This window comes from Tumebacillus lipolyticus, from assembly GCF_042682745.1.
Lineage (GTDB): Bacteria > Bacillota > Bacilli > Tumebacillales > Tumebacillaceae > Tumebacillus_A > Tumebacillus_A lipolyticus.
Map to the genome: position 1 here is coordinate 382,022 of NZ_JBHUIO010000002.1, position 20,583 is coordinate 402,604.

Consider the following 20,583-nt stretch of genomic DNA (forward strand, 5'->3'; position numbering starts at 1 on the left):
AAAAACGCCTCCTTATGCTTACATTTTTAAAAATCATTGATCGAAGAACCCTCTATTACTAAGGACGCTAGTTGCGGCGCGATAGTTTCACAGCTTGGAAAGAAATTTAGAAAATGATGACTTTTCGGCGCACTCGACCGCATCGGCGTGTCTAGCGGAACGAACAAAAAAGACCAGCGACCAGGCTGATCTTTCCCATTGCTCAAGCGTATACCTCCTCCTGTGGAAGCGAGGTCAAACGCTTGCATTTTTCGAAACACTGATCGGCTCGCTCCTGTTCACCGAGCGCATAATGGGCGATGCCTTTGTAAAAGATCGATTCGACACAGTTCCGATCGTAGACGAGGGCTGCGTTAAAGTACCGCAATGCCTGCAGGTATGACTCCTCTTCGATCGCCAGCCGACCCAGATTGTAGAGACCGAGCTTCTTCTCGGCCGCCCCTTCCATCGCCACCAGCCGCAACAGCTGATCTTTCGCTTCCGCCCGCTTCCCCGTCACGCTCCAAGTGCGGGCGATGCTTGCCAACGCGAAGATGTCGCGCGCATTTTGGCTGAGCAGCTGTGCAAAGCATCGCTCCGCTTTCGAATAATCCCCGAGGTGATACGCCGACCAGCCGAGATTGAACATGCCTTGACGGTCGTTCGGTTTGAAGGAGAGCTGTTTTTTAAACAGGGCGGCCGCCTGCTGATGATCGCCCGCACGCATCCTGATCCACCCCAGTCCGCCGTACGCTTCCGCCGAGTCGGGATGGTAGCGGAGCACCTTTTGATACAGCGCGACCGCATGCTCGGCTCGCCCCATCTGTTCGGACAGACGAGCAAACTCGATCATCACCGCTTCATTTGCCCCGTTGACATCATAGGCGCGCGCCAGATGGCGGTAGGCGCGCTCTCGGTTGCCCAGCTTTGCGTTCAGCAGCCCACACAGCCGATGCGCCTCCCAATCTTCCGGGGACAGCATCAGCGCTCGCTGAAAGCTGAGCAGCGCTTCTTTCTGCTGGCCGAGGTTGAAGTGACAACAGCCGATGTTAAACTCGATATCTCGGAAGTCTGGCACGAGTTTGCGCGCCGCTTCAAACTCGATCACCGCCTGTCGATACTGCGCCTGTGCGGCAAAAATATGGCCGAATGTAGCATGTACCGTCGCGCGGATCAGCTCGTCGTCCTCCTCCAGTTTCAGCTGGTTGAGGTGCTGGCTTGCCGCCTCATACTCTTCCTGGGCAAGACAGCCGAACGCCAGATACAACCTCGCGATCGTAAACGATGCATCGACCTCAAGCACTCGGCTGAACTCTTTTGTCGCTTCCTGAAACATCAACAGATCGAAATAGCCGAGACCGCGCCGAAACGAACGAACCATGCCTTCTTCCACCGGCCTGATCGAGGACCCTTCTCCCATCGAGAGGATCACTTTCGGAGTGGGAGCTGGCCCGTCGGCGAAGGAAGTTAGTTCCTCAGCGCCTTCCATTGCCTCCGGTGCGTCTTCCTCTTGGCGCATCGTGGGCAGATACGGTTTTTGCAGGGCGGACAGCTTCTGCTGCATCGCCTGCAGCTCCTCGCTCGGCAGTGTGCCATCGAGATCGAGTCGATAGGTTTCCCCCAGTTCGGCTACGCGCTCTTCAAAGGCGAGCCATTTTTCGACGAACGTGTCGCAGGCACCGCGAAGGGCGAGAAGTTCCTCCCCCAAGATGCGCTTCTGATCAAGGTCGGCGCTCTGCAGCTGGAGCTCGATGCGATCCACGGCGCGCTTGAGCAGTTCAAACGGTTTCTCAAACATGACAAAAAGCCTCCCGTTCCTGTCAGACTTACTTCCTAGTCTTGGCGCGGGAGGCTTTTTTTATCCAGATCAAGCAAAAGTTAGACGATGGTGCCGTGCGTTTCGCTGATGATATCGGCGATCTTGTTCTCGCTGTCCATCAGGGCGACGACCGGATGGTGCTTTCTCGCTTCCTCGTCCGAAAGCGTCGCATAAGAGATGATGATCACCGTATCTCCCGGCTGCACGAGGCGAGCGGCCGCACCATTCAGGCAGATCACACCGGAGCCGCGAGCACCGGAGATCACATAGGTCTCCAAGCGTGCTCCGTTGTTGTTGTTGACGATCTGCACTTTCTCATTTTCCAAGATATCCACCGCATCTAAAATATCTTGGTCGATCGTGATCGAGCCAACGTAGTTGAGGTTGGCCTCCGTCACCGTCGCCCGGTGGATTTTTGATTTCATCATCGTACGAAACATAACCCGATTCTCCTTTTTCTAAGAAGCTATCTGCCCGCCAAAACGGTGTTGTCGATCAGGCGAGTTTTGCCAAAGCGCACCGCGAGCGCCAGCAAGGCTGGCTGTTCGATCGTCAGGATCGTCGCAAGGTCGCGAAAATTGACGATCTCCACATAATCGATATCGGCCAGCGGCTGCGCTTCGATCATCTCGCGCACGAGTCGCTTCAGCTGCAAGACATCTCGCTCACCGGCTGCCACCGCCGCTTCTGCCGCCTTGAGCGAGCGGGAGAGCACGAGCGCCTGCTGACGTTGCTCATCGGTCAGGAACACATTTCGCGAGCTCATCGCCAGACCGTCAGGCTCGCGCACCGTCTGGCAAGGAACGATCTCAACCGGGATGTTCAGATCATCGACCATCGTCTGCAGAACAGCCACCTGCTGCGCATCCTTCATCCCAAAAAACGCTTTGTCAGGCAGGATGATGTTGAAGAGCTTCGACACCACCGTCGCCACGCCGCGAAAATGACCTGGGCGGGACGCGCCGCACAGCTGGTGGGTGACCTCTTCCACATCGACGGTGGTCAGCACTTTGCCGTCGCCGCGCGGATACATCTCCTCGACGCTCGGGGCAAAGAGGATGTCGCATCCGGCCGCCCCAGCCACCTCTGCATCGCGCTTCAGGTCGCGAGGATATCGTTCGAAGTCCTCGTTTGGGCCAAATTGCAACGGGTTGACAAAAATGCTCATCACCACAGCATCGCTCTGCTCTTTTGCTGATCGAATCAGCGACAGATGGCCTTCGTGCAGATAGCCCATCGTCGGGACGTATCCAATGCTTTTTCCGGCTGCGCGCAGATCGCGCACATGCTTTCGAATCTCCTGAATCGTATGGACGATGATCATAGTGACTAGTAGCTCCTCTGGTTTATCTCACTCTTTAGTCTCTCCAAAACATCCTCATTCATTTTAAAGCTATGCTGGGCGGTTGGAAAGAGGCTATCTCGCACTTCTGTCGCATAGTTGTTGACCGCTGTGGTCATCTCTTGGAAAAGCTCGCTGTATTTCTTCGCAAATCTTGGCATATAGCGGTCGGTGATCCCGAGCATGTCGTGGATGACCAGCACCTGTCCGTCAGCCGTATCGCCCGCGCCGATTCCGATCGTCGGGATGTCCAGATGCTCGCTGATCAGCTTGGTGAGCGGAGTCGGTATGCATTCGAGGACGATGGCGCAACATCCTGCCGCTTGCAGCATAAGCGCGTCTTCGAAGATGCGCAGGGCCGATTCGTAATCTTTCCCCTGCACTTTAAAGCCGCCCAGCTGGTTGACCATCTGCGGCTGCAGCCCGAGGTGTCCGACGACCGGAATGCCCGCTCTCACGATCGCTTCGACCCCCTCGATCACCTCGCGTCCGCCTTCGATCTTGACCGCGTCCGCTCCACCCTCTTGGATCAGGCGCCCGGCGTTGCGCACCGTTTCCGGCGTGGAGATGTGGTAGGAGAGAAACGGGAGGTCAGCGACGATCATCGTGCTTTTCGAGCCGCGTGTAACCGCTTTCGTGTGATGGATGATGTCTTCCATCGTGACCGGCAAGGTCGTTTCGTAGCCGAGCACCACCATGCCTAACGAATCGCCGACCAGAATCATGTCGGCCCCGCCTTCTTCTGCCACCCGCGCAGTCGGAAAATCGTAAGCGGTCAACATGACGATCTTCTTGCCTTCCTGCTTCATCTCGCGTAGCTTGACTGTCGTTGCTTTTGTGGTTGTCACAGCCAGACTCCTCCTTGTTGAGCCTGCCATAAGCCAAAAAAGACCCCATGAGCCGCGAAGAGGCACACAGAGTCCTGTCAGAATCAAGATTAGTCCTGTCTCGGTCCGCATTCGGCTCAGAGCAGATTCAGTTTAAATTGCATTGCGCTTGTATGACATGCGGAGTACAGTTCATTCCATGATACCGTCTCCACCATCAGTATACATTGGAATGGATTGTCTGTATAGTGTTCTCGCTTACATGAAAATCCAATCATCCGCATTTTTTAAACGCCTCTGCACCTGCGTCGATCGCGTCGTTCCTCTATGTAAACATGATGTCGGCCGAGTAGATTTTTTTCTGCTCTCCCGACTGGTCTTCCACCAAAAGCACGCCAAATTCGTCGATGTCGAGCGCGCGTCCGCGAATCGTCCCTTGCGCAGTATGCGCGACGATCTCCTTGCCCAAGGTGATGTTCATCTGCTTCCAGTCTTCGCGAAGCGTTCCGAACCCACCGTTTTCCACATATTGACGATAGAGCGGCTCCAGCTCCTCCAGCACCGTCTGCACAACCTTTGCCCGCGGAAGGGTGGCGCCTTTCACCGCGCGCAACGATGTCGCAATGTCTTGAATCTCCTTTGGGAAATCGGCTTGCGCGACATTCACATTGATGCCGATCCCGACGACAAGATGATGAATCTGGTCAAACTCTGCGCTCATCTCGGTGAGGATGCCGCAACATTTCTTTTTGCCGAACAGAATGTCGTTCGGCCATTTGATCCCGGCGCGTTCGCCGGTCAGCCGTGTCAGCGCCTTCGCCAGCGCGATCGCTGTGACGAGCGTGATCTGTGGCGCATGAGCCAACGGCAGTTGCGGCCTGAGGATCAACGACATCCAGACTCCAGAGCGAGGAGGCGAATACCAGTTGCGGCCGCGACGGCCTCTCCCCTGCTCCTGCTCGTCGGCGATGACGAGCGTTCCTTCCAAAGCCCCGTTGTTGGCAAGCTCTTGGGCGAGATTGTTCGTCGAATCGATCGTCGGTCGAAAGACGATGCTCTGCCCGAAGAGCGTCGTGGTCAGACCGTCCCGAATTTCGGCAGCTGTCACCAGGTCGGGGGCGGAGAGCAATCGATAGCCCTTGTTGCGAACCGCCTCGATTTGATAGCCTGTATCTTGCAAATCTTTAATATGTTTCCAGATCGCCGTACGCGATACGCCGAGCGCATTGCACATCGCCTCGCCCGATACGAAATCGCCAGGGCGCTCGCGAAGCATTTGAAGGATGGAAGATTGCATCATTGGTGGCTTGGCTCCTTGTAGTTGAAGGTTCAATCTGTCAGAAAGCCCCTCCACGCGCGGAGGGAACTGCTTCTATTTTATGAGCTAGCCGATCGGTTGTCCAATCAGCGTTTCCCGATCGGAGCAGATTAAGATCGACATGGTCGAAACACCACCGCCGAACGGCAAACCGAAAAGATGCCAACCGATCTGGATCGGTTGGCATCTGCTATTGTTCGAGCAACAGCTGAACACATTTCGTTTGATCGACCTCCGGGTCTTGCTGCTGCGCTGCCAGCTTGAACAGCTGTTGAGCCAAAGCGCCCATCGGAATGGAAACGTCATACTGATCGGCGACAGAATGAGCCAGCCCCAGGTCTTTCAACCGCACAGCAAGCGACGTGGAAACGGTGTCGGACGGCGCCAACATGCGTTCGAAGAGCACGCCCATATAGGTGGAGTACCCGCGCATCGAAGAGAGCGCCGTGTGCAGCGTGGAGAGGTCGATGCCCGCCTTCAGTCCGATGGCGATCACTTCGCTCGCCGCCAGCAGGTTGATGCTCTCCGCCAAATTGTTTAACACTTTGATCAGCTGCGCCTTGCCCGGCGCACCGACATAGTGCAGTTTTGCCGTGAAACGGTCGAGCACCGGACGCGCCGCGTCCACCGCCGACTGCTCACCTGCGATCACCATGCCCATCGTTCCCTTGAGCGCACCCTCGCGACCGCCGGAGACGGGAGCTTCGAGATAGTGCAGATCAGCTTGGCGCAACCGTTCATGCAGGGAGACTGCAAAGTCGGGGCTCACCGTGCTCGTGTCGACCACACAGATCCCCCGTCTGCCCGCAGCGGTGACTCCCTGATCTTCATCGAAGAGGAGCGACTCGGCTGCCGCCTCTCCTTTGACGCAGAGAAAGAGGATCTCACACGTTGCTGCCACCTCGCGAGGAGAGGTGGCCACCTGTGCACCGAACGCTTCCAGCTCACGAGCTTTTTCTACCGTTCGATTGTAGACGACCACTTCAAGCCCGCACTCCAGCAAACGCTTGACGATCGCAGCGCCGAGCACGCCCGTTCCTAACCATCCAACCTTTATCATAACTTCACCCACCTTGATAAAACTGGACAGAAGACTCGCGAACAGGTCGCAAGCCTTCTGTCATCTGCCAGCCGCATCGCTTGCCCGTCTAGCTTCGCGGCGACAGGATCAATCGTTTGCCTACACCTGTTCGTGAGCGCTCGCCAACAACTGATCGATTTGCGCCATCACCTGCTTGGTGATCTCCGCCTGATCTTGCAGCGAGGAGACCACCTGCCAGCCGAAACGATCAGACCAGTCCAACATCCGCGCCCGCAGCTTGGTCTGATGGGCCAAAAATGATGCTGGCCGACACTCGGGGTCGCGCCCGCATTCATAGACATTAAAATCATCTTTGCGCTCGAACGCCACCTCTGGTGTGACATCAAAATAGAAAGTCAGGTCGGCAGGGCGGAATTGACGCGCCGTCTGCTCGATCCACGCGGGATCACAACCGTATTCGATCTCCACCGCCGCATGCTTCATCCAGTAACCATCCAGCAGGTAGATTTTCGATCGGTCGTCCAGATCATCGCGGGTCATCGTGATCCCGATCGCCCAAAAGAGGAACAGAGCTCGACTCGGCCCTTCCATCTCGCCGACCGCATTTTTCAGATCTTCCAGCTCGATGTTGATCATGCGGCACTCTGGAAACTTTTGATGATCCCGCACATCCCACTTGTCGAGCACTTGAACCTGATAGCCACGCTCTTCCAACATGCGCTTCACCGCATGTACCTGCGTGCTCTTCCCCGCTCCGTCACATCCCGAAAACGCAATCAACATCTGCTTTTTGCCTCCTCATGTTGTTCACCCACGGTCGAATGAAAGTGCCAGCAGGGCGCTCATCGAACAGGGCCGGCAGCAACGCCTCCGGGTCGGACCCGCTGGTGATCACGCCTTCCACGCCCCGCTCAGCAAGCCGCAACAGCGCTTCGAGCTTGTTTTTCATCCCGCCTGTGATGTCCTGCTTCCGCGAGGGCCCTGTGCACAGAAGCACTTCGCGAAAATTTTCCTTTGTCACGGTCGGAATCAGCGTTCGCTCATGCCCGTCCTGGTCGAACCGCATCACGCCTTCAACATCTGTCATCATCACCACGCGGGTCAGCCGCATGCGCTCCACAAACAGCTCCGGAATGTTGTCGCTCGAAAAGATGGTAAATTTTCGCGAGAGATCAAACACGAGATCGCCAGAGAAAACGGGGAGCACATTGGTCTCCAAAACATGTTGAACAGGCTCGATAAAATAGCGAAGCGGATGCTTATCATCTGTTATCACATACCCGCTCGTCTGAAACGGATAGCAGGGAACGCCCTCTTCTCGAAAGATCTCGGTGACCAAAGACAGCCACTCGAACATCTTGACGGTCATCATCGAGAGATCCTGCTCTCTCCACGGGAGCGATGCGTCCTTTAAATTGTAGCGAATCGGCACCGCATTTCCGTACGAGCCGCCTCCGACGATCAGGATCAAGTTGCCGCTCAGCCTGTCCCACTCTTTGGCAATCAAGCTTGCATATTGACGCACCATCTCCCTGTTGGGGGCACAGTACCCGTCTTTGTTGGTGAGCAGACTGCCGCCAATCTTGACCACGTACATCAGATTCACCCTCTTTCCGAGTTCAATCGGAACCGAGCGACCAACTGTTGTGGCGTCCACTCGATCCGCTTGCCGATCTTCTCCGTTCGCGGGTCGATCAAAGCGTGCACAAACGTCAGACCGTTCGACTGCTCAGCGCTCTCCATCTCAGACGGTTGCTCCATCTGGTACGCGTGCTGGTATCCTGCCGCAAGCGCTACTTGCACCATATTTTCAAACCGAGCGGGCTTCTGCCCGCCTGTGCTTTCATAGGAACGATTGTCGAGCACGACATGCACGAGATTCTGCGGGCGCTCGCTGGTGATCATCGCGATCACGCCAAGGTTCATCAGAAAAGAACCGTCGCCGTCAAACGCGACCACCGTCTTGTCCGGGTGCGTTAAGGCCAATCCCAGAGCGACAGGAGCTGCCATCCCCATCGAGCCGAGCAGGTAAAAGTTGTTAGAGCTGTCCTTTAAGTTGAACAGATCTCTTGAAATATAGCCGCATGTGCTCACATATAACGCATCCGGGTAGCGGTCTAACACCGCCTGCATCGCATCTGCCATCTTCATGATCGCTCACCTCACAACGCTTCTCGAATCAGCAGAGCAACCGGTTTTTGCTCCGCCTCCAACCTGGCCAAGCAGGCGTCCACACTCGCTTCAATCTTGTCCGTTTCGAGAAGCACGTAGGGAATGCCCACCGCCGACAACACATCGGGCATGTTTTTCCCCATCACTTCATGCTCCACCGCATCGTTCATCCCTTCAGCCCCTCGCCAAGAGATGATCAACAGCATCGGAATCGAGTAGACGAGATGTAGCGAGGTCAACACGTTTAAGCAGTAGCCCAAGCCGGAATTTTGCATCAGCACCACCGGCTTTTCGCCGCCGAGGTACATCCCGACCGCCAAGCCGAGCGCCGAATCTTCACGAACTGCGCTCACGTAGCGGATGCGCGGCCGTTCCTGCTCCATCTCCCCTTCTAAATACCGAAAAGCACCTTTCAAGAGCGAACATGGTACACCTGTATACGAACGGTGCCCTCTGTCAATCAACAGTTGAAGAAATTGTTCTGCCACATTGCTCATATGAAAATCTCCTTTAGTTAGTACGTATAAAAAGTATAATATAACTTCGATAAGAATTAAAGTGTAAAATTTCAGACAACAAAGTACCAGAATTCTATTTTCACTTTATATCGCTAAAAATAGAAATGGTGGTCGCCTAGATTCCCGCTAGAGAGAATCGGCGACCACCTTTGTCGATGTGCGATAATTTCGAATGGCTGGCAAGAAAAATGCGGCGAGCACGATCAGCATTTCCACCGTTCCGTTCAGCGCGAGCACGCTGTTCACGCCGATCGCCTCCACCAGATAGCCGCTCGCCGCCCGTGCGATCGGCACAGAGCCTGACATCAGCAAGATCATCACCGCGACCACTCGCCCCATCAGCTGAGGCGGCACGATCGACTGGGTGACGCTCGGAGCGATCACGTTGATCGCCGCATCGGTGATGCCAAACAGCGCCAAGAGCAGGAGCGCGAGCAACAGATGCCCAGTCAGCCCGAGCAAGAGGATGATCAGGCCCTCAAAAAAACAGGCGATCAGCGTCATCCGCGGCGTCGGACGCCTGATGACCAACAGCGCAAACAAGATTGCGCCGACCGTCCCGCCCACACCGATGCTCGCGTTCAACCAACCGAATTCCTGTTCCCCGCCCCCGAGCGCACTGGCCAGAAAGGGCGCTCCGATCGGCACGACGCTTGCGCACGCATTGACGAGAAAGGCGGTGAGCGAGGTGACCAGCAGAATGGGCGTGCGCAGGATAAACGAGACCCCTTCCTGCAAATCCATCCAATAAGAAGCTCGAACTTTTGTCGCCCCTTCCTGTTTCACCGCCGCAAGCGGATCGATCTTCACCGTCATCAGCAAGAGCACGCCGCCGAAAAAGGCGGCGATGATCAGCAGGAGCACCGTCTGATCGCTTCCGAGCGCAGTCAGCGTGCCACCTGCGAGCGGTCCGATCACCGCAGTCGTCTTCATCGCGATCATCAACAGCCCGTTCGACTGAGTATACAACTCCGGCTTCACCAATCGCTGACGAACTGCCGAAGCGGCTGGCCAGAAGAACGCTTCCAGCGTCCCAAATCCGAACGCTGCAGCGAACAGGCTCCACAAGGGAAGCGATCCGAACGCGCTGAGCAGAAAAAGAAAGCCGATCAAAAGCACTCTTGACCAGCCGCAGAGGATCATCGCTTTGATCGGGTTGATCCGATCGACAAGCACGCCTGCAAACGCTGTCAACAGGACTTGCGGCGCACCGAGTGTGAGAAACAAAGCGCCGACCACCGCCCCCGAATCGGTCGCGTCATACACCATCCAAGTCAAGCAGAGCGCGAACACAGCATCGCCGAGACCGGAAAACAAACTGCCAACCCAATACTTCATAAAATTACAATCTTTGACGATCTGTGTTGAAATCATCTTTCTCCTACCCTGTCCATATCAGTTTTCAGTCTAGTTTACAAAAAACTCCTTTCCGGCTCTGTCAGCATCAAAGCCGATGCTCTGAACAACACCACCAGCGTTGCATAAAACACCAACAATGATATTTACCGCAAAGAGAAACGAGAGAACAAACCTGCGGAGGTAGTCTTATTCAAAGATATCCTCTCGGTCGAATAACGTAGGTTATGTCCTTTTCATCAAGGAGCTGTTCCATTTGTGAACGATCACTGGGCTTCGCCGTTAAGAGGGCAATCTTGTCAGGCGTCATCCTGATTGGCGAACGAGGGGCGCAGGTGAAACCCTGATACCAGCCTTTGTTTGCCGGAACGTGGCCCACTTGTGTTTCTTGAAGCGAAGGTGTTGATCGGAATCAAGGATTTTGACGTTTTGTTTGAAATGCGCCGCAGACGAGGTTTGATTTTGAGAGTTCAGTTACGAGGTCTTGAAAAACTCCCGCGGGTAGCGCTAGATTGACCTTGATTGTGTGGTATCGCGAGAGTTGGGGGCACTGATGGAAATCGAAGAAATTCTTGTACGAGATCAACGAAGTTTTTCTAATCGACAATGCCCCTTCCTCCTCTTTGTAAGGGTACTCGTAAAAATTACTTACTTTCCGGTCTTTTTTTCATTAGTTTTCTCATTACAGAATCTACAATCACAATGACTAGCGTTGATACCAAAAAAGTGACCAAAAGATTGGAACTGAAATAATCAACTTGAAAAACCGTAGTCAAAATTGCGCCCACAATGATGGCAAACAGGATACTTCTCATAAATTCAACCTTCCTTCCTTAAGTCGTCTATATAAATATGAACCACCGAAATTACTTCGGTGGTAATCACAGTGCGATTTTAGTAGCCGTATGAAGCAGCGTTTTGCCCAGTTCCATAATAATACACTTTTGACGGAGAAGTGTAGTTGGAATTTTCGTAGAACACGATGGTTTCATAAATTTCGTAGTATCCGTAATAGCTGTTCCATGCCTTTGAGGTCTTATATCCTACATAAGCGTACTGATGAGTATTCAGCCACCCGTGAAGGTATACGAGCCAAGTTTGAACAGTTCCCTGTAACCAAGCCGGTGACTTAACTTGTGCCAATAAGTAAAACGAGACAGTACGGACGGAAGCCTCCACTATAAAGTTTGTAACGGTGTTGTCATGGGTTTTGTAAGCTGGACCTGAAATGGTGGTTGCTCCACCTTCACCAATTGGGACATAGGAAGGGTCTCCATTGGAGGCATTGTTGGAGGTAATTGTTGAGTTTTGAGTTTGAGCATTTTTGTCATTAGAGAGCATGAGGGCAATGTCGGTCTCAAATTTCTTTCTATCTTGATCAGACACCCCCCCATTTTGAAATACTTCAATCTCAAGGTCTTTGTAGTTCCAAGAAGTTGCTTTTTCCTCCTGATTAGAGTGTGATTTCACTTGATGCTTTTGTGTTCCCTGAACAAACGAGGCTTCAGAGACAAAGCTAGAAGTTAAATTGCACACTGCTAGGGCAATTGCTAAGGTTCCGAACAACTTCCTTTTCATGTAAATACCTCCTTTTAACATAAAATAATACTTCCTAATTTACTTGTCAATACACTTTTTGAATGAATCCAATGATTTCGTCATCACATTTCGGGTTTCTTCTAAAGTGGTTCACTAGCGTTGCACATTTCCATAGGGAGTGAAAGTTCCGAAGTTATTTATGCAACGCTAGTGAGCTATGGACACATTTGCACTTATATTTCAGTTCATAATCAACAAAAAATGCCCCCATCTGGAGGCACTGACTAACACAAGCTTTGATTACTTCATTCTGTTACACGCCGAAGAATCAGCATGTCTTATGTATGTAACCAATGGTTGTCAGAGTTTTACCGATTTAGGAAACTTGGTGAGAACGTTTAAGGCCAGTTCTGATGCGGATTTTATAAAACTCTGACTAAATGACTCGGATATTCGTCTCCTTCGCTACCTGACGGCCTCTATCGCCTTCCTGAGATCGTCTTCTGACGGCTCCACGTATCACATCGTCGTCTGGACGTTGTCATGCCCCATCAATTCCTTGACTTCATTGAGCGGTCGTCCAGCGTCCACCTGACGCTTCCCAAACGTGTGACGCAGCGAATGGCACGAGTGCTGTCCCTCCAACTTCTTGCCGTCAGCTGACCGTTCCAACAAGCCGCACCGCTCAAGGTAGGTGTCCAATATGTGTTCAATCCCTCGCGTCATCATTTTGCCCACACGTTCCGAAACGAACAGATACCCTCTCTCTCGGTGGAACGGCTTTTCATTTGCTTCTCTAGCCGCAATCCACGTCTTTAGCACCTTCTTCAACTCCGTATGCATCGGAACAACACGGAACTTCCCACCCTTGCCGTCCATAACGCTCACGATCTCACGCCGTAGATCAACATGCGTCAGCTTCAAATCACTGACCTCCCCGACCCGCAGCCCAGCGCGAAACATCGTGTAAAAGATCGCCCGATCTCTGGTCACTTTAAACTCGTTTCTCTCCGTCTCTAAGGCGTATGTCAGCCGATTGATTTCTTGGTCGGTCATCCACTTGGGGGCCGAAAACTGCTGGACGCGCTTCATACGTACCTTGCGGGCTGGATCGGCGGCGATGTGCCCCGCTTCCACTGCCCAAGTGAAGAACGTCTTTAACGTCGCCAGCGCCTTGTTGATCGTGGCGGGCTTTTGGTCCAGCGTGTTCATCATGTACGAGCGATAATCCTGTATCATGATCGTTGTCACGTCTTTCCGCTCGAACGCCTAGCCCTCACTCGTGTATGAAAGAGAAATTCACTGCCTCGTTGATCTTACGTAGAACATGGTATTCGGGGATCAGCTCATAGAGCTCTGCATGAAAGGATGCTTTGGTTTGCTTTGATGTAAACAACATAAAATCGTCCCTCCCTTAGTAGAATCAATTCCATTATAAAAGAAACAGCATCCGTGTTAGATGCTGTTTCCAAGTTTTATGCTGTGTTTTGCGGTGCTCTCTCATGCAAGGTGGAGTTTTCGTTCCGTTCATTTTCCTTTTTCTCCGATCGACCGAGAAATGCCCAGCAGATCGCAGACGTTGGCGCTACTCCTGCTGTTTCGCTTCCCCCATGCCGCGCAGAAATCGCATCAACATCATCAGCGAAGCGCTCACTTCTGGATCGCGCAACTGCTGCATCAACTTCAAAAGCCCGACCGACTGTTTCGGCTCCTCGTCTGCCGGCTGGACCGCATGCTCGACGCCAGCAGCGACCGACGTCAGCATCGTCTCCATCTTCACCGGGTCGAGCTTGCCGAGAAACTGCAGCGTGCTCATGCTGTTTTTGATCAGATTTTGGGCGCCCGACTTGTTCAGCTGATCGAGTCCGATCGCACCGATCGCCTGACGGTTTTTCAACGCTCCCTGTACGATTTCCAGAGCGCCTGACGCGTGCAGTTCGCCGATGATATCCAAAAAGACGATCAGCGCGTCTTTGTGCTGCGCCACCGCGCTGATCAGCTCGCTAAGCGATCGCGCATCCTGCTCCGCTTGGCTCAGCACGCGCTTTTCGATCTGTGTGGTCGCTTTAGCCACGGCGCTCCCCTCCTTCGATCGCTTCTGCGAGCGGGACATAGTCTGCCCGCTTCCACTTCTCCTCGATCTTGATGCCGATCTGCGGCTGACGGTTGCCGAAGCGATGGTTCCATCTCGGCAGCGGACGCTCCCCTTTTTGTTCAAGCACTTCCATCTTCACGCTCATCTCTTTGTAATTGGGCGTGTGCGTGACCTTGTCATGATAGGAGGAGGTGAGCTTGTTGACCGCCCCATCCCCCGTCGTGTTCATCGTGATGTACAGCTCGTGCCCTCGCACGCGATCGGTGACCTCCACTCGCACTTTCACGCTGCCATACGGTGAGGTCAAGCGCACCAGCGAACCTGATTGCACCCCGCGCTCTTGCGCAAGCTCAGGCGAGATCTCCACCCACTCGCTCGGCACTTTATGGGTCAGACCTTTCGACTTGTAGGTCATGTTCCCCTCATGAAAATGTTCGAGCAGTCGGCCGTTGTTCAAGTGCAGATCATACTCTGCTCCCGGCTGGAACGGCGGTGTCCACTCGACCGGATAGAGGCGCGCCAAGCCATCAGGAAAGGCGAAGCGCTCCGTGTAGAGCAGCGGTGTGTCCGTACCGTCCGCCTGCACCGGCCAGACCTGCGAGCCCCATCCTGCCAAGCGATCGTAGGAGACCCCAGCAAAAATGGTCGCAAGCGATGCTGCTTCCGCCATGATCTCCGCCGTGCTCTGGTAGTTCCAGTTCGCCCCGAGTCGGTTGGCGACGAGCTGGATGATCTCCCAATCTGGCTTCGAATCGCCCAGCGGGTCGAGCGCACGGTAAAAGCGCTGGATGCGGCGCTCCGTGTTGGTGAACGTGCCCTCTTTTTCTAAGCTCGGCGCTGCTGGAAGCACCACGTCAGCAAACTGAGCGGTGCGGGTGAAGAAAATGTCCTGCACGACGAAGAAATCTAACTTTTCAAAAGCGGAATCCACATGGTTGGAGTTCGAATCGACCAACCCCATGTCTTCGCCGAACAGGTACATCGCCTTAAGCTTGCCATCGTGGATCGTCTCGATCATCTGATGGTTGTTCAGGCCAGGCTCTGGCGGAAGTTTGACAGCCCATGCCGCTTCGTAACGCGCGCGAACCGACTCGTCTGTGATCGACTCATAGCCGGGGAACCAAGCGGGCATCGTGCCAAAATCGCAGGCGCCCTGCACGTTGTTGTGACCGCGCAGCGGATAGGCGCCAGTCCCTTCACGCCCGTAGTTGCCGGTCAGGAGCAACAGGTTGGAAATCGCAGTCGAGGTGTCGGTGCCCCCCAGATGCTGGGTGACGCCCATCGCCCAACAGACCACGACCGACTTGGCCTGATGGATCATCGTGGCGATCTCGATCAGCTGCTCGCGGGACAGACCTGTTTTCTCGCTCGCGTACTCCAAGCTGTAGGGCGTAAGCGATGCGCGATACTCTTCCAATCCGACCACTCGGTTTTGCAGAAAGCTCCGATCTTCCCACCCTTGTTCGAGGATGTAGTTGCTCACAGCGGACAGCCAGACCAGATCGGTGCCTGGGTTGGGGCGAAGGAACAGGTCGGCGCGCTCCGCCAGCTCATGTTTGCGCAGATCGAGGACGAGCAGTTTCTGACCGCGCAGTTTTTGCGCTCGCTTGATGCGGGTCGCCAGAACGGGATGCGACTCGGCCGGGTTGGCGCCGACGATCATCACGAGGTCGGCTGCGGCGATGTCATGAATCGTGCCCGCATCGCCACCGATGCCGACCGTTCGCATCAGCCCTGCTGTCGCCGGCGATTGGCAGTAGCGCGAGCAGTTGTCCACATTGTTCGAGCCCATCACCGCGCGAGCAAATTTTTGAAAGATGAAATTCTCTTCGTTTGAGCATTTTGAGGAGGCGATGTAGCCGATCGAGTCGGGGCCATGCTGTTGCTTGATCGCTCCCAATTTGTCGGCGATCAGATCGAGCGCTTCCTCCCAGGTCGCTTCGACAAACTTGTCTCCCTGTCTGATCAGCGGTGTGGTCAGCCGCTCTTCGCTGTTGACAAAGTCCCAGCCGAACTTGCCTTTGACACAGGTGGAGATCCCGTTGACCGGAGCTTCTGTCTGCGGCTCGATCTTCAAGATCTGCCTGTCCTTCGTCCACACTTCGAACGCACAGCCGACCCCGCAGTAGGTGCAGACCGTCTTCGTGCGCTTGATGCGCGAGCTGCGCATCGCCGACTCGATCTCCGAGATCGCAAAGATCTCCTGATAGCTCGGCTCCACCGCCTTGGTCAGATCGATCATCGGCAAGAGCAGATCTTCGGAGATGCTCGTCAGATAACCCGCTTCGCTGAGCATCGTTTTTTCCATCAGCGCGTTGCACGGGCAGACGGTCACACAATGCCCGCAGGATACGCAGGAGCTCTCGTCGATCGCCACGCCGCCGTCCCAGAGCACGCGAGGGCGCTCCATGCTCCAATCGATCGTCAGCGTCTCATTGACCTGCAAATCTTGGCACGCTTCGACGCATCGACCGCAGAGGATGCACTGGTCTGGCTCATAGCGGTAAAATGGATGAGAGTGATCTGGCGCATACGGTTTTGGCGTAAACTCATATTCGTTGTGTTCGACCTGCAGAAACGCAGCCGTGTTGTGCACGGTGCAGTTGCCGTTGTTGTTGTCACAGACGGTGCAGTACAGCTCATGATTTTTCAAAATGCGCTGCATCGCTTCATGCTGTGCTGCTTTCGCTCGCTCGGAGACAGAATGAACCTGCATTCCGGGTGCGACAGGCGTCGAACAGGCGCGCTTTAACTCGCCATCGATCTCCACCATGCAGGTGTCACAGCTTTGAATCGGCCCAAGATCGTTGTGATAACAGATGTGCGGCATGTAGTAATCATGCGCTTTTGCCGCCTGCAGGACGGTCTGATCGGCCCGACACGTAAATTCTTGATCATTGATTCGAATCGAAAAATTCTGATCGCTCAACAGTAGCACCACCTAACCGTACATTTTTCAACAATTTCAGTATTGCCAGCTGTTGCTGGTGGATATGCCACAGATATAATGGAACGCAAGAGGAGTGACGCAGATGCAACGAATTGTAAAGTCCAGGTTGATCACCACCTACCATGAGGGAGTTGTGAATCAACGCGAAGATCTGGTCGTGACCGAGTATCCGCTGACGATCTTTGTAAACGATGAGGAATTTGCCACGCTGGTGTGCACGCCTGAGCATTTGGAAGAGCTCACCGTCGGTTTTCTCGCGTCGGAAGGCGTGATCGAACAGTGCGCAGATCTGAAACAGGTGCTGATCGACGAGGAGCGCGGGTTGGCCTATGTAGAGACCCACCGGGTGAATGCGCTTTCAAAAAACTTGCATGCCAAGCGCTACCTCACCTCTTGCTGTGGTAACAGCCGTCAGAGCTTCTATTTCTACAACGATGCTCGAACTGTAAAAAAGCAACTCGCGCAAACAGTATCGCTGCGCTACACCGACTGCTTCGCCCTGATGCGGAGCATGCAGGAGGAAGCGGAGACCTTTCGGGAGACGGGGGGCGTTCACAATGCGGCCCTCTGTGATCAAAACGGGATCTTGATCGCTCGCCTCGATATCGGTCGCCACAATGCGCTCGATAAGATATACGGTCACTGCTTACAAAACGGAATTCCGCTCGATGACAAGGTGATCGTCTTCAGCGGTCGGGTCTCCTCCGAGGTGCTGATCAAGACAGCGAAGATCGGTTGCCAAATCGTCCTTTCCAAGTCGGCCCCCACAGAGCTCGCTCTCGATCTGGCCGATCAGTTGGGAATCACGGTAGTCGGATTCATTCGTAACCGCTCGCTCAATGTATACACGCATTCGGAACGCATCCGCGCTTAGATTGCTTATTCAATACGAGCCTTAAAAATCCTGCGCTCGTACCGCTTTTGCACAGTTCCGACTGCCACTTGTGATCTGGCGCTCGACGAGTGCAAAAGCGGGCCCGGCGCGCAAGCTTCTGAATGCACGCTGATTCGCATTCAAGGAAGAAAGATCGCCGGAAAAAGCAAACAGCTCGCTCGCCTGCACACATTGCCAGGCGAACGAGCTGTTTTTTGCACCGAAACTATCGGACGATGAGCACCGGAATTTTTGCGTAGTGGAGAATCTTCGCCGAGACGCTGCCGAGCAAGACCGACTCGACCACACCGTGCCCTTCTGCACCGAGGACGATCAGATCATATTCTCCCGCATCCGCTTCCTTCAGGATGACATCGGACGGTACACCCTGTTTGGCCAAGCCGGTCACGCGCTCTTGGCTGGTGAACTGTTCGACCGCACGCTTTGCCGGATGCTCAGATGGCAGCTCTTCGGCAGCCCCCTGCAGGTCGTAGTCGAACTTATAGCCGACCGGCGCATACGCCGCAAACGTGGATGCTTTCAGCACCTGTTGGACATACAGAAAGGTAATTTGTGCATCTGGCAGTGAGTCGTGCGTATCTTTTGCCCAAGCGAGCGCTTTTTCAGACGCTTGCGAGCCATCGAGAGCTACAAGAATTTTTTTGAACATGGGCGGTTCCTCCTTATGTTCTGTATCATTTGTACTAGTTTCAGTTTATATGTAAGCAGCATCGTTGTAAGTCGGGAGGTTCCCTGATTTTTGCTGCCGGAACTCCCTGAACTATATTTCAATTCTGCAAGTTAACCGTTCCATCCTTCTTTTGCAAAAAAAAGGCCGCCTGTCCAGCTGGACGGCGGCAACACAATTGGAAGATATCGGGTTAGGCTTCTTCCTCTTAACTATAGATCAAGTCGAAGATGATGACTATCGGGGAATTCCCTGATCATTCGCTCAGGGGGATCAGGGAAATGCGAAATGATAGTATTTTTCAGGCTACTTCGGTGCGATGCGCTGCATTCGTTTCGATCAGCTTTTGGTCGCTCTATCACCTTTACAAATACTGGTCAGAAATCGATCGAAAACAGCCGACTTTCCTTGTGCTCAGGAGATAGTCTGATCATCCGTTCAAATCGCATCCCCAGCCGTTCCAGCAGTTTCGCTGAGTTATGATTGTCTGGAGCTGTGATCGCCACGATTCGCTTCAGTCTCAAGCTATGAGTTCCGTACTCGATCACAGCGGAAGCAGATTCGAACGCATATCCTTTTCCCCAGTACCTCGGCAAGAAGGCAAAACCGATGTCCACATCTTCCAGAGTATCCCTTTTAATCAGGCCGCAGATCCCGATCGGTACCGCGTCCGCTTTCCGCGCTGTCAAATTCAGGCCAAAGCCTTCTCGTTCATACATCTGAATCGGTCCTTTGACAATGTAGTTGCGCGCATCTTCAAGCGTGCGCACCCCGAAATCGCCGATGAACTTCAGCCAGGACGGGTCGTTCAAAAGCTCAAGGATAAACTCCGCATCACCTGTTGTCAAATACCGAACGATCAACCGCTCTGTTTCAAGCACGATCAAACAAATCCCCACCTTTTGAACGCAAAGTTTCTTTCGGGTTCTGAAATTATTTTACAGGAACCGAATCGATATGACCTTAGTTTTTTGCACGAGCTGCGAGTTCCTCTTCACAAAAAACAAGTTGCCAAAAAGACCTGCCGATCGCGATCAGCAGGTCTTTTCCAGTTCGATCTCATCCTGTATCGGAATCCCATCAAACCCGATCAGCGGGATTTGCGGTTTGATCTTGCGCGCTTTCGCAACCGCATGGCGGTGTATGTGGACAAGCTGGTAACCGCGCTTCTGATAGAAGCGCAGCGCGTTCAGATTGTCGTTGGTGGTGATCAGCCAGATGCGGCCGATGTTGCGCTTCTCCGCCTCCCCTTCCACCGCCTCGATCAGTGCTGATCCGATGCCCTTGCCCTCTTGTAAGGAGTCGAGCGAGACGATCTCGCAGGTCTCATCGCTCAGCGCATAGGTGATCAAACCGATCGGGTGACCGTTCTGGAAGGCAGCAAACCCAGGCAATCTGTCGCAATGATGTATTCCTTTCGAGTAGACCATCTGCGGGCTGCCCCAATGCTCGATCAAAAAATCGCGAAGCCACGCCCGATCGGACGGTTCAAGAGCACGAATGAGGGTGTCTGACATGGGAATCACTCTTTTCTCAATGTTTGGCAACTAGGATACCATGTCCGCGCGCTTTTTGAGAAGTGGGTACCACGTCCGACAGGCTTTCACAGTGAACTTATGGGTAATATTCCTCAAGCTCCCCCTTCCAAGCGAGCATCCCATCGCTCATGTTCAACAGGTTGGTGAAGCCTTTTGCTTGGAGAAAATTGCAAGCGGAACGACTGCGACGACCGCTTCGACAGACGACGACCGTCTCCAGCTCCGGGTCAAGCTCTTCATATCGCTCCTCCACCTCTGGCAGGCGGATATGCATGGCACCTGGAATCATGCCCCGCGTCACTTCCGACTCTTCGCGAACGTCGAGGATCTGCAACACATCCCCGCGGTCGAGCCGCGCGAGCACCTCTTCTGCCGTGATGTTCCTCGGTTTTGCCAACGGATGTCCCCCTCCTTATCTGCGCCTCTTCAAACCTATATTCTGCGCGACCATGACCTCGTTTGTCCAACAGTTTTTCACCTTCGCCTTCGAAGCGTGCCACCCCTGCTCCGTGGAGAACGTCACAGA

At 54.0% G+C, this 20,583-nt stretch carries 20 protein-coding genes; 1 reads left to right on the forward strand and 19 read right to left on the reverse strand.

The window, feature by feature from the left end:
• Positions 1-202: 202 nt before the first annotated feature.
• From ACFSOY_RS01170 to fdhF, 15 genes are all read right to left on the reverse strand, one after another.
• Positions 203-1,777: a tetratricopeptide repeat protein gene (locus ACFSOY_RS01170; protein WP_386043511.1), complete on the reverse strand. Its 1,575-nt coding sequence runs from the start codon at positions 1,775-1,777 to the stop codon at positions 203-205.
• An 80-nt stretch (positions 1,778-1,857) separates the two neighbouring features.
• Positions 1,858-2,238: an aspartate 1-decarboxylase gene (gene panD / locus ACFSOY_RS01175; protein WP_386043513.1), complete on the reverse strand. Its 381-nt coding sequence runs from the start codon at positions 2,236-2,238 to the stop codon at positions 1,858-1,860.
• 26 nt (positions 2,239-2,264) lie between these two features.
• Complete coding sequence (panC, locus tag ACFSOY_RS01180; protein ID WP_386043515.1) at positions 2,265-3,122, reverse strand: pantoate--beta-alanine ligase; 858 nt, start codon at positions 3,120-3,122, stop codon at positions 2,265-2,267.
• A gap of 5 nt (positions 3,123-3,127) precedes the next feature.
• Positions 3,128-3,994: a 3-methyl-2-oxobutanoate hydroxymethyltransferase gene (gene panB, locus ACFSOY_RS01185; RefSeq protein WP_386044444.1), complete on the reverse strand. Its 867-nt coding sequence runs from the start codon at positions 3,992-3,994 to the stop codon at positions 3,128-3,130.
• A 298-nt stretch (positions 3,995-4,292) separates the two neighbouring features.
• Positions 4,293-5,267 (reverse strand): biotin--[acetyl-CoA-carboxylase] ligase, encoded by a 975-nt coding sequence (locus ACFSOY_RS01190; protein WP_386043517.1) that lies wholly within the window; start codon positions 5,265-5,267, stop codon positions 4,293-4,295.
• Between the two features lie 208 nt (positions 5,268-5,475).
• The gene (locus ACFSOY_RS01195) at positions 5,476-6,345 is read right to left on the reverse strand and encodes an NAD(P)-dependent oxidoreductase (protein WP_386043519.1); all 870 of its coding nucleotides are present in this window, start codon (positions 6,343-6,345) and stop codon (positions 5,476-5,478) included.
• Between the two features lie 120 nt (positions 6,346-6,465).
• Positions 6,466-7,110 (reverse strand): dTMP kinase, encoded by a 645-nt coding sequence (locus ACFSOY_RS01200; RefSeq protein ID WP_386043521.1) that lies wholly within the window; start codon positions 7,108-7,110, stop codon positions 6,466-6,468.
• Complete coding sequence (locus ACFSOY_RS01205; protein ID WP_386043523.1) at positions 7,085-7,924, reverse strand: isopentenyl phosphate kinase; 840 nt, start codon at positions 7,922-7,924, stop codon at positions 7,085-7,087. Before ACFSOY_RS01205 ends, ACFSOY_RS01200 begins: the two co-directional genes overlap by 26 nt.
• Before the next feature lie 5 nt (positions 7,925-7,929).
• A complete protein-coding gene (locus ACFSOY_RS01210) occupies positions 7,930-8,478 on the reverse strand; it encodes a thiamine pyrophosphate-dependent enzyme (RefSeq protein ID WP_386043525.1) in 549 nt (182 codons plus the stop codon).
• 11 nt (positions 8,479-8,489) lie between these two features.
• Entirely contained in the window at positions 8,490-8,996 is a 507-nt protein-coding gene (locus ACFSOY_RS01215; RefSeq protein ID WP_386043528.1) for a thiamine pyrophosphate-binding protein, read from the reverse strand.
• A 147-nt stretch (positions 8,997-9,143) separates the two neighbouring features.
• Positions 9,144-10,391 (reverse strand): MFS transporter, encoded by a 1,248-nt coding sequence (locus ACFSOY_RS01220; RefSeq protein WP_386043530.1) that lies wholly within the window; start codon positions 10,389-10,391, stop codon positions 9,144-9,146.
• Between the two features lie 876 nt (positions 10,392-11,267).
• A complete protein-coding gene (locus ACFSOY_RS01225) occupies positions 11,268-11,951 on the reverse strand; it encodes a hypothetical protein (protein ID WP_386043532.1) in 684 nt (227 codons plus the stop codon).
• 480 nt (positions 11,952-12,431) lie between these two features.
• Positions 12,432-13,163 carry a tyrosine-type recombinase/integrase gene (locus ACFSOY_RS01230; protein WP_386043534.1) on the reverse strand — a complete coding sequence of 244 codons (732 nt, stop codon included), beginning with the start codon at positions 13,161-13,163 and terminating at the stop codon, positions 12,432-12,434.
• 334 nt (positions 13,164-13,497) lie between these two features.
• Positions 13,498-13,986, reverse strand: a complete 489-nt coding sequence (locus ACFSOY_RS01235; protein ID WP_386043536.1) for a helical membrane plugin domain-containing protein — start codon at positions 13,984-13,986, stop codon at positions 13,498-13,500.
• Positions 13,979-16,936: a formate dehydrogenase subunit alpha gene (gene fdhF / locus ACFSOY_RS01240; protein WP_386043538.1), complete on the reverse strand. Its 2,958-nt coding sequence runs from the start codon at positions 16,934-16,936 to the stop codon at positions 13,979-13,981. The genes ACFSOY_RS01235 and fdhF overlap by 8 nt, the downstream gene beginning before the upstream one ends.
• A gap of 103 nt (positions 16,937-17,039) precedes the next feature.
• Here fdhF and fdhD point away from each other — a divergent pair, with 103 nt between their 5' ends.
• Positions 17,040-17,831, forward strand: coding sequence for a formate dehydrogenase accessory sulfurtransferase FdhD (gene fdhD, locus ACFSOY_RS01245; protein ID WP_386043540.1), 792 nt, complete (start codon positions 17,040-17,042; stop codon positions 17,829-17,831).
• A 226-nt stretch (positions 17,832-18,057) separates the two neighbouring features.
• Here fdhD and ACFSOY_RS01250 read toward each other — a convergent pair whose 3' ends face one another.
• From ACFSOY_RS01250 to ACFSOY_RS01265, 4 genes are all read right to left on the reverse strand, one after another.
• Entirely contained in the window at positions 18,058-18,501 is a 444-nt protein-coding gene (locus tag ACFSOY_RS01250; protein WP_386043542.1) for a universal stress protein, read from the reverse strand.
• A 395-nt stretch (positions 18,502-18,896) separates the two neighbouring features.
• Positions 18,897-19,406 (reverse strand): GNAT family N-acetyltransferase, encoded by a 510-nt coding sequence (locus ACFSOY_RS01255; RefSeq protein ID WP_386043544.1) that lies wholly within the window; start codon positions 19,404-19,406, stop codon positions 18,897-18,899.
• A 147-nt stretch (positions 19,407-19,553) separates the two neighbouring features.
• A complete protein-coding gene (locus ACFSOY_RS01260; RefSeq protein ID WP_386043546.1) occupies positions 19,554-20,036 on the reverse strand; it encodes a GNAT family N-acetyltransferase in 483 nt (160 codons plus the stop codon).
• A 97-nt stretch (positions 20,037-20,133) separates the two neighbouring features.
• Positions 20,134-20,454, reverse strand: a complete 321-nt coding sequence (locus ACFSOY_RS01265) for a rhodanese-like domain-containing protein (RefSeq protein ID WP_386043548.1) — start codon at positions 20,452-20,454, stop codon at positions 20,134-20,136.
• Positions 20,455-20,583 lie beyond the last annotated feature (129 nt).

Coding starts and splice junctions, on each gene's coding strand:
- ACFSOY_RS01170 (WP_386043511.1), bottom strand. CDS start 1,777: ATGTTTGAGAAACCGTTTGAACTGCTCAAGCGCGCCGTGGATCGCATC.
- panD (WP_386043513.1), bottom strand. CDS start 2,238: ATGTTTCGTACGATGATGAAATCAAAAATCCACCGGGCGACGGTGACG.
- panC (WP_386043515.1), bottom strand. CDS start 3,122: ATGATCATCGTCCATACGATTCAGGAGATTCGAAAGCATGTGCGCGAT.
- ACFSOY_RS01190 (WP_386043517.1), bottom strand. CDS start 5,267: ATGATGCAATCTTCCATCCTTCAAATGCTTCGCGAGCGCCCTGGCGAT.
- ACFSOY_RS01195 (WP_386043519.1), bottom strand. CDS start 6,345: ATGATAAAGGTTGGATGGTTAGGAACGGGCGTGCTCGGCGCTGCGATC.
- ACFSOY_RS01200 (WP_386043521.1), bottom strand. CDS start 7,110: ATGTTGATTGCGTTTTCGGGATGTGACGGAGCGGGGAAGAGCACGCAG.
- ACFSOY_RS01205 (WP_386043523.1), bottom strand. CDS start 7,924: ATGTACGTGGTCAAGATTGGCGGCAGTCTGCTCACCAACAAAGACGGG.
- ACFSOY_RS01210 (WP_386043525.1), bottom strand. CDS start 8,478: ATGAAGATGGCAGATGCGATGCAGGCGGTGTTAGACCGCTACCCGGAT.
- ACFSOY_RS01215 (WP_386043528.1), bottom strand. CDS start 8,996: ATGAGCAATGTGGCAGAACAATTTCTTCAACTGTTGATTGACAGAGGG.
- ACFSOY_RS01220 (WP_386043530.1), bottom strand. CDS start 10,391: ATGATTTCAACACAGATCGTCAAAGATTGTAATTTTATGAAGTATTGG.
- ACFSOY_RS01225 (WP_386043532.1), bottom strand. CDS start 11,951: ATGAAAAGGAAGTTGTTCGGAACCTTAGCAATTGCCCTAGCAGTGTGC.
- fdhD (WP_386043540.1), top strand. CDS start 17,040: ATGCAACGAATTGTAAAGTCCAGGTTGATCACCACCTACCATGAGGGA.
- ACFSOY_RS01250 (WP_386043542.1), bottom strand. CDS start 18,501: ATGTTCAAAAAAATTCTTGTAGCTCTCGATGGCTCGCAAGCGTCTGAA.
- ACFSOY_RS01260 (WP_386043546.1), bottom strand. CDS start 20,036: ATGTCAGACACCCTCATTCGTGCTCTTGAACCGTCCGATCGGGCGTGG.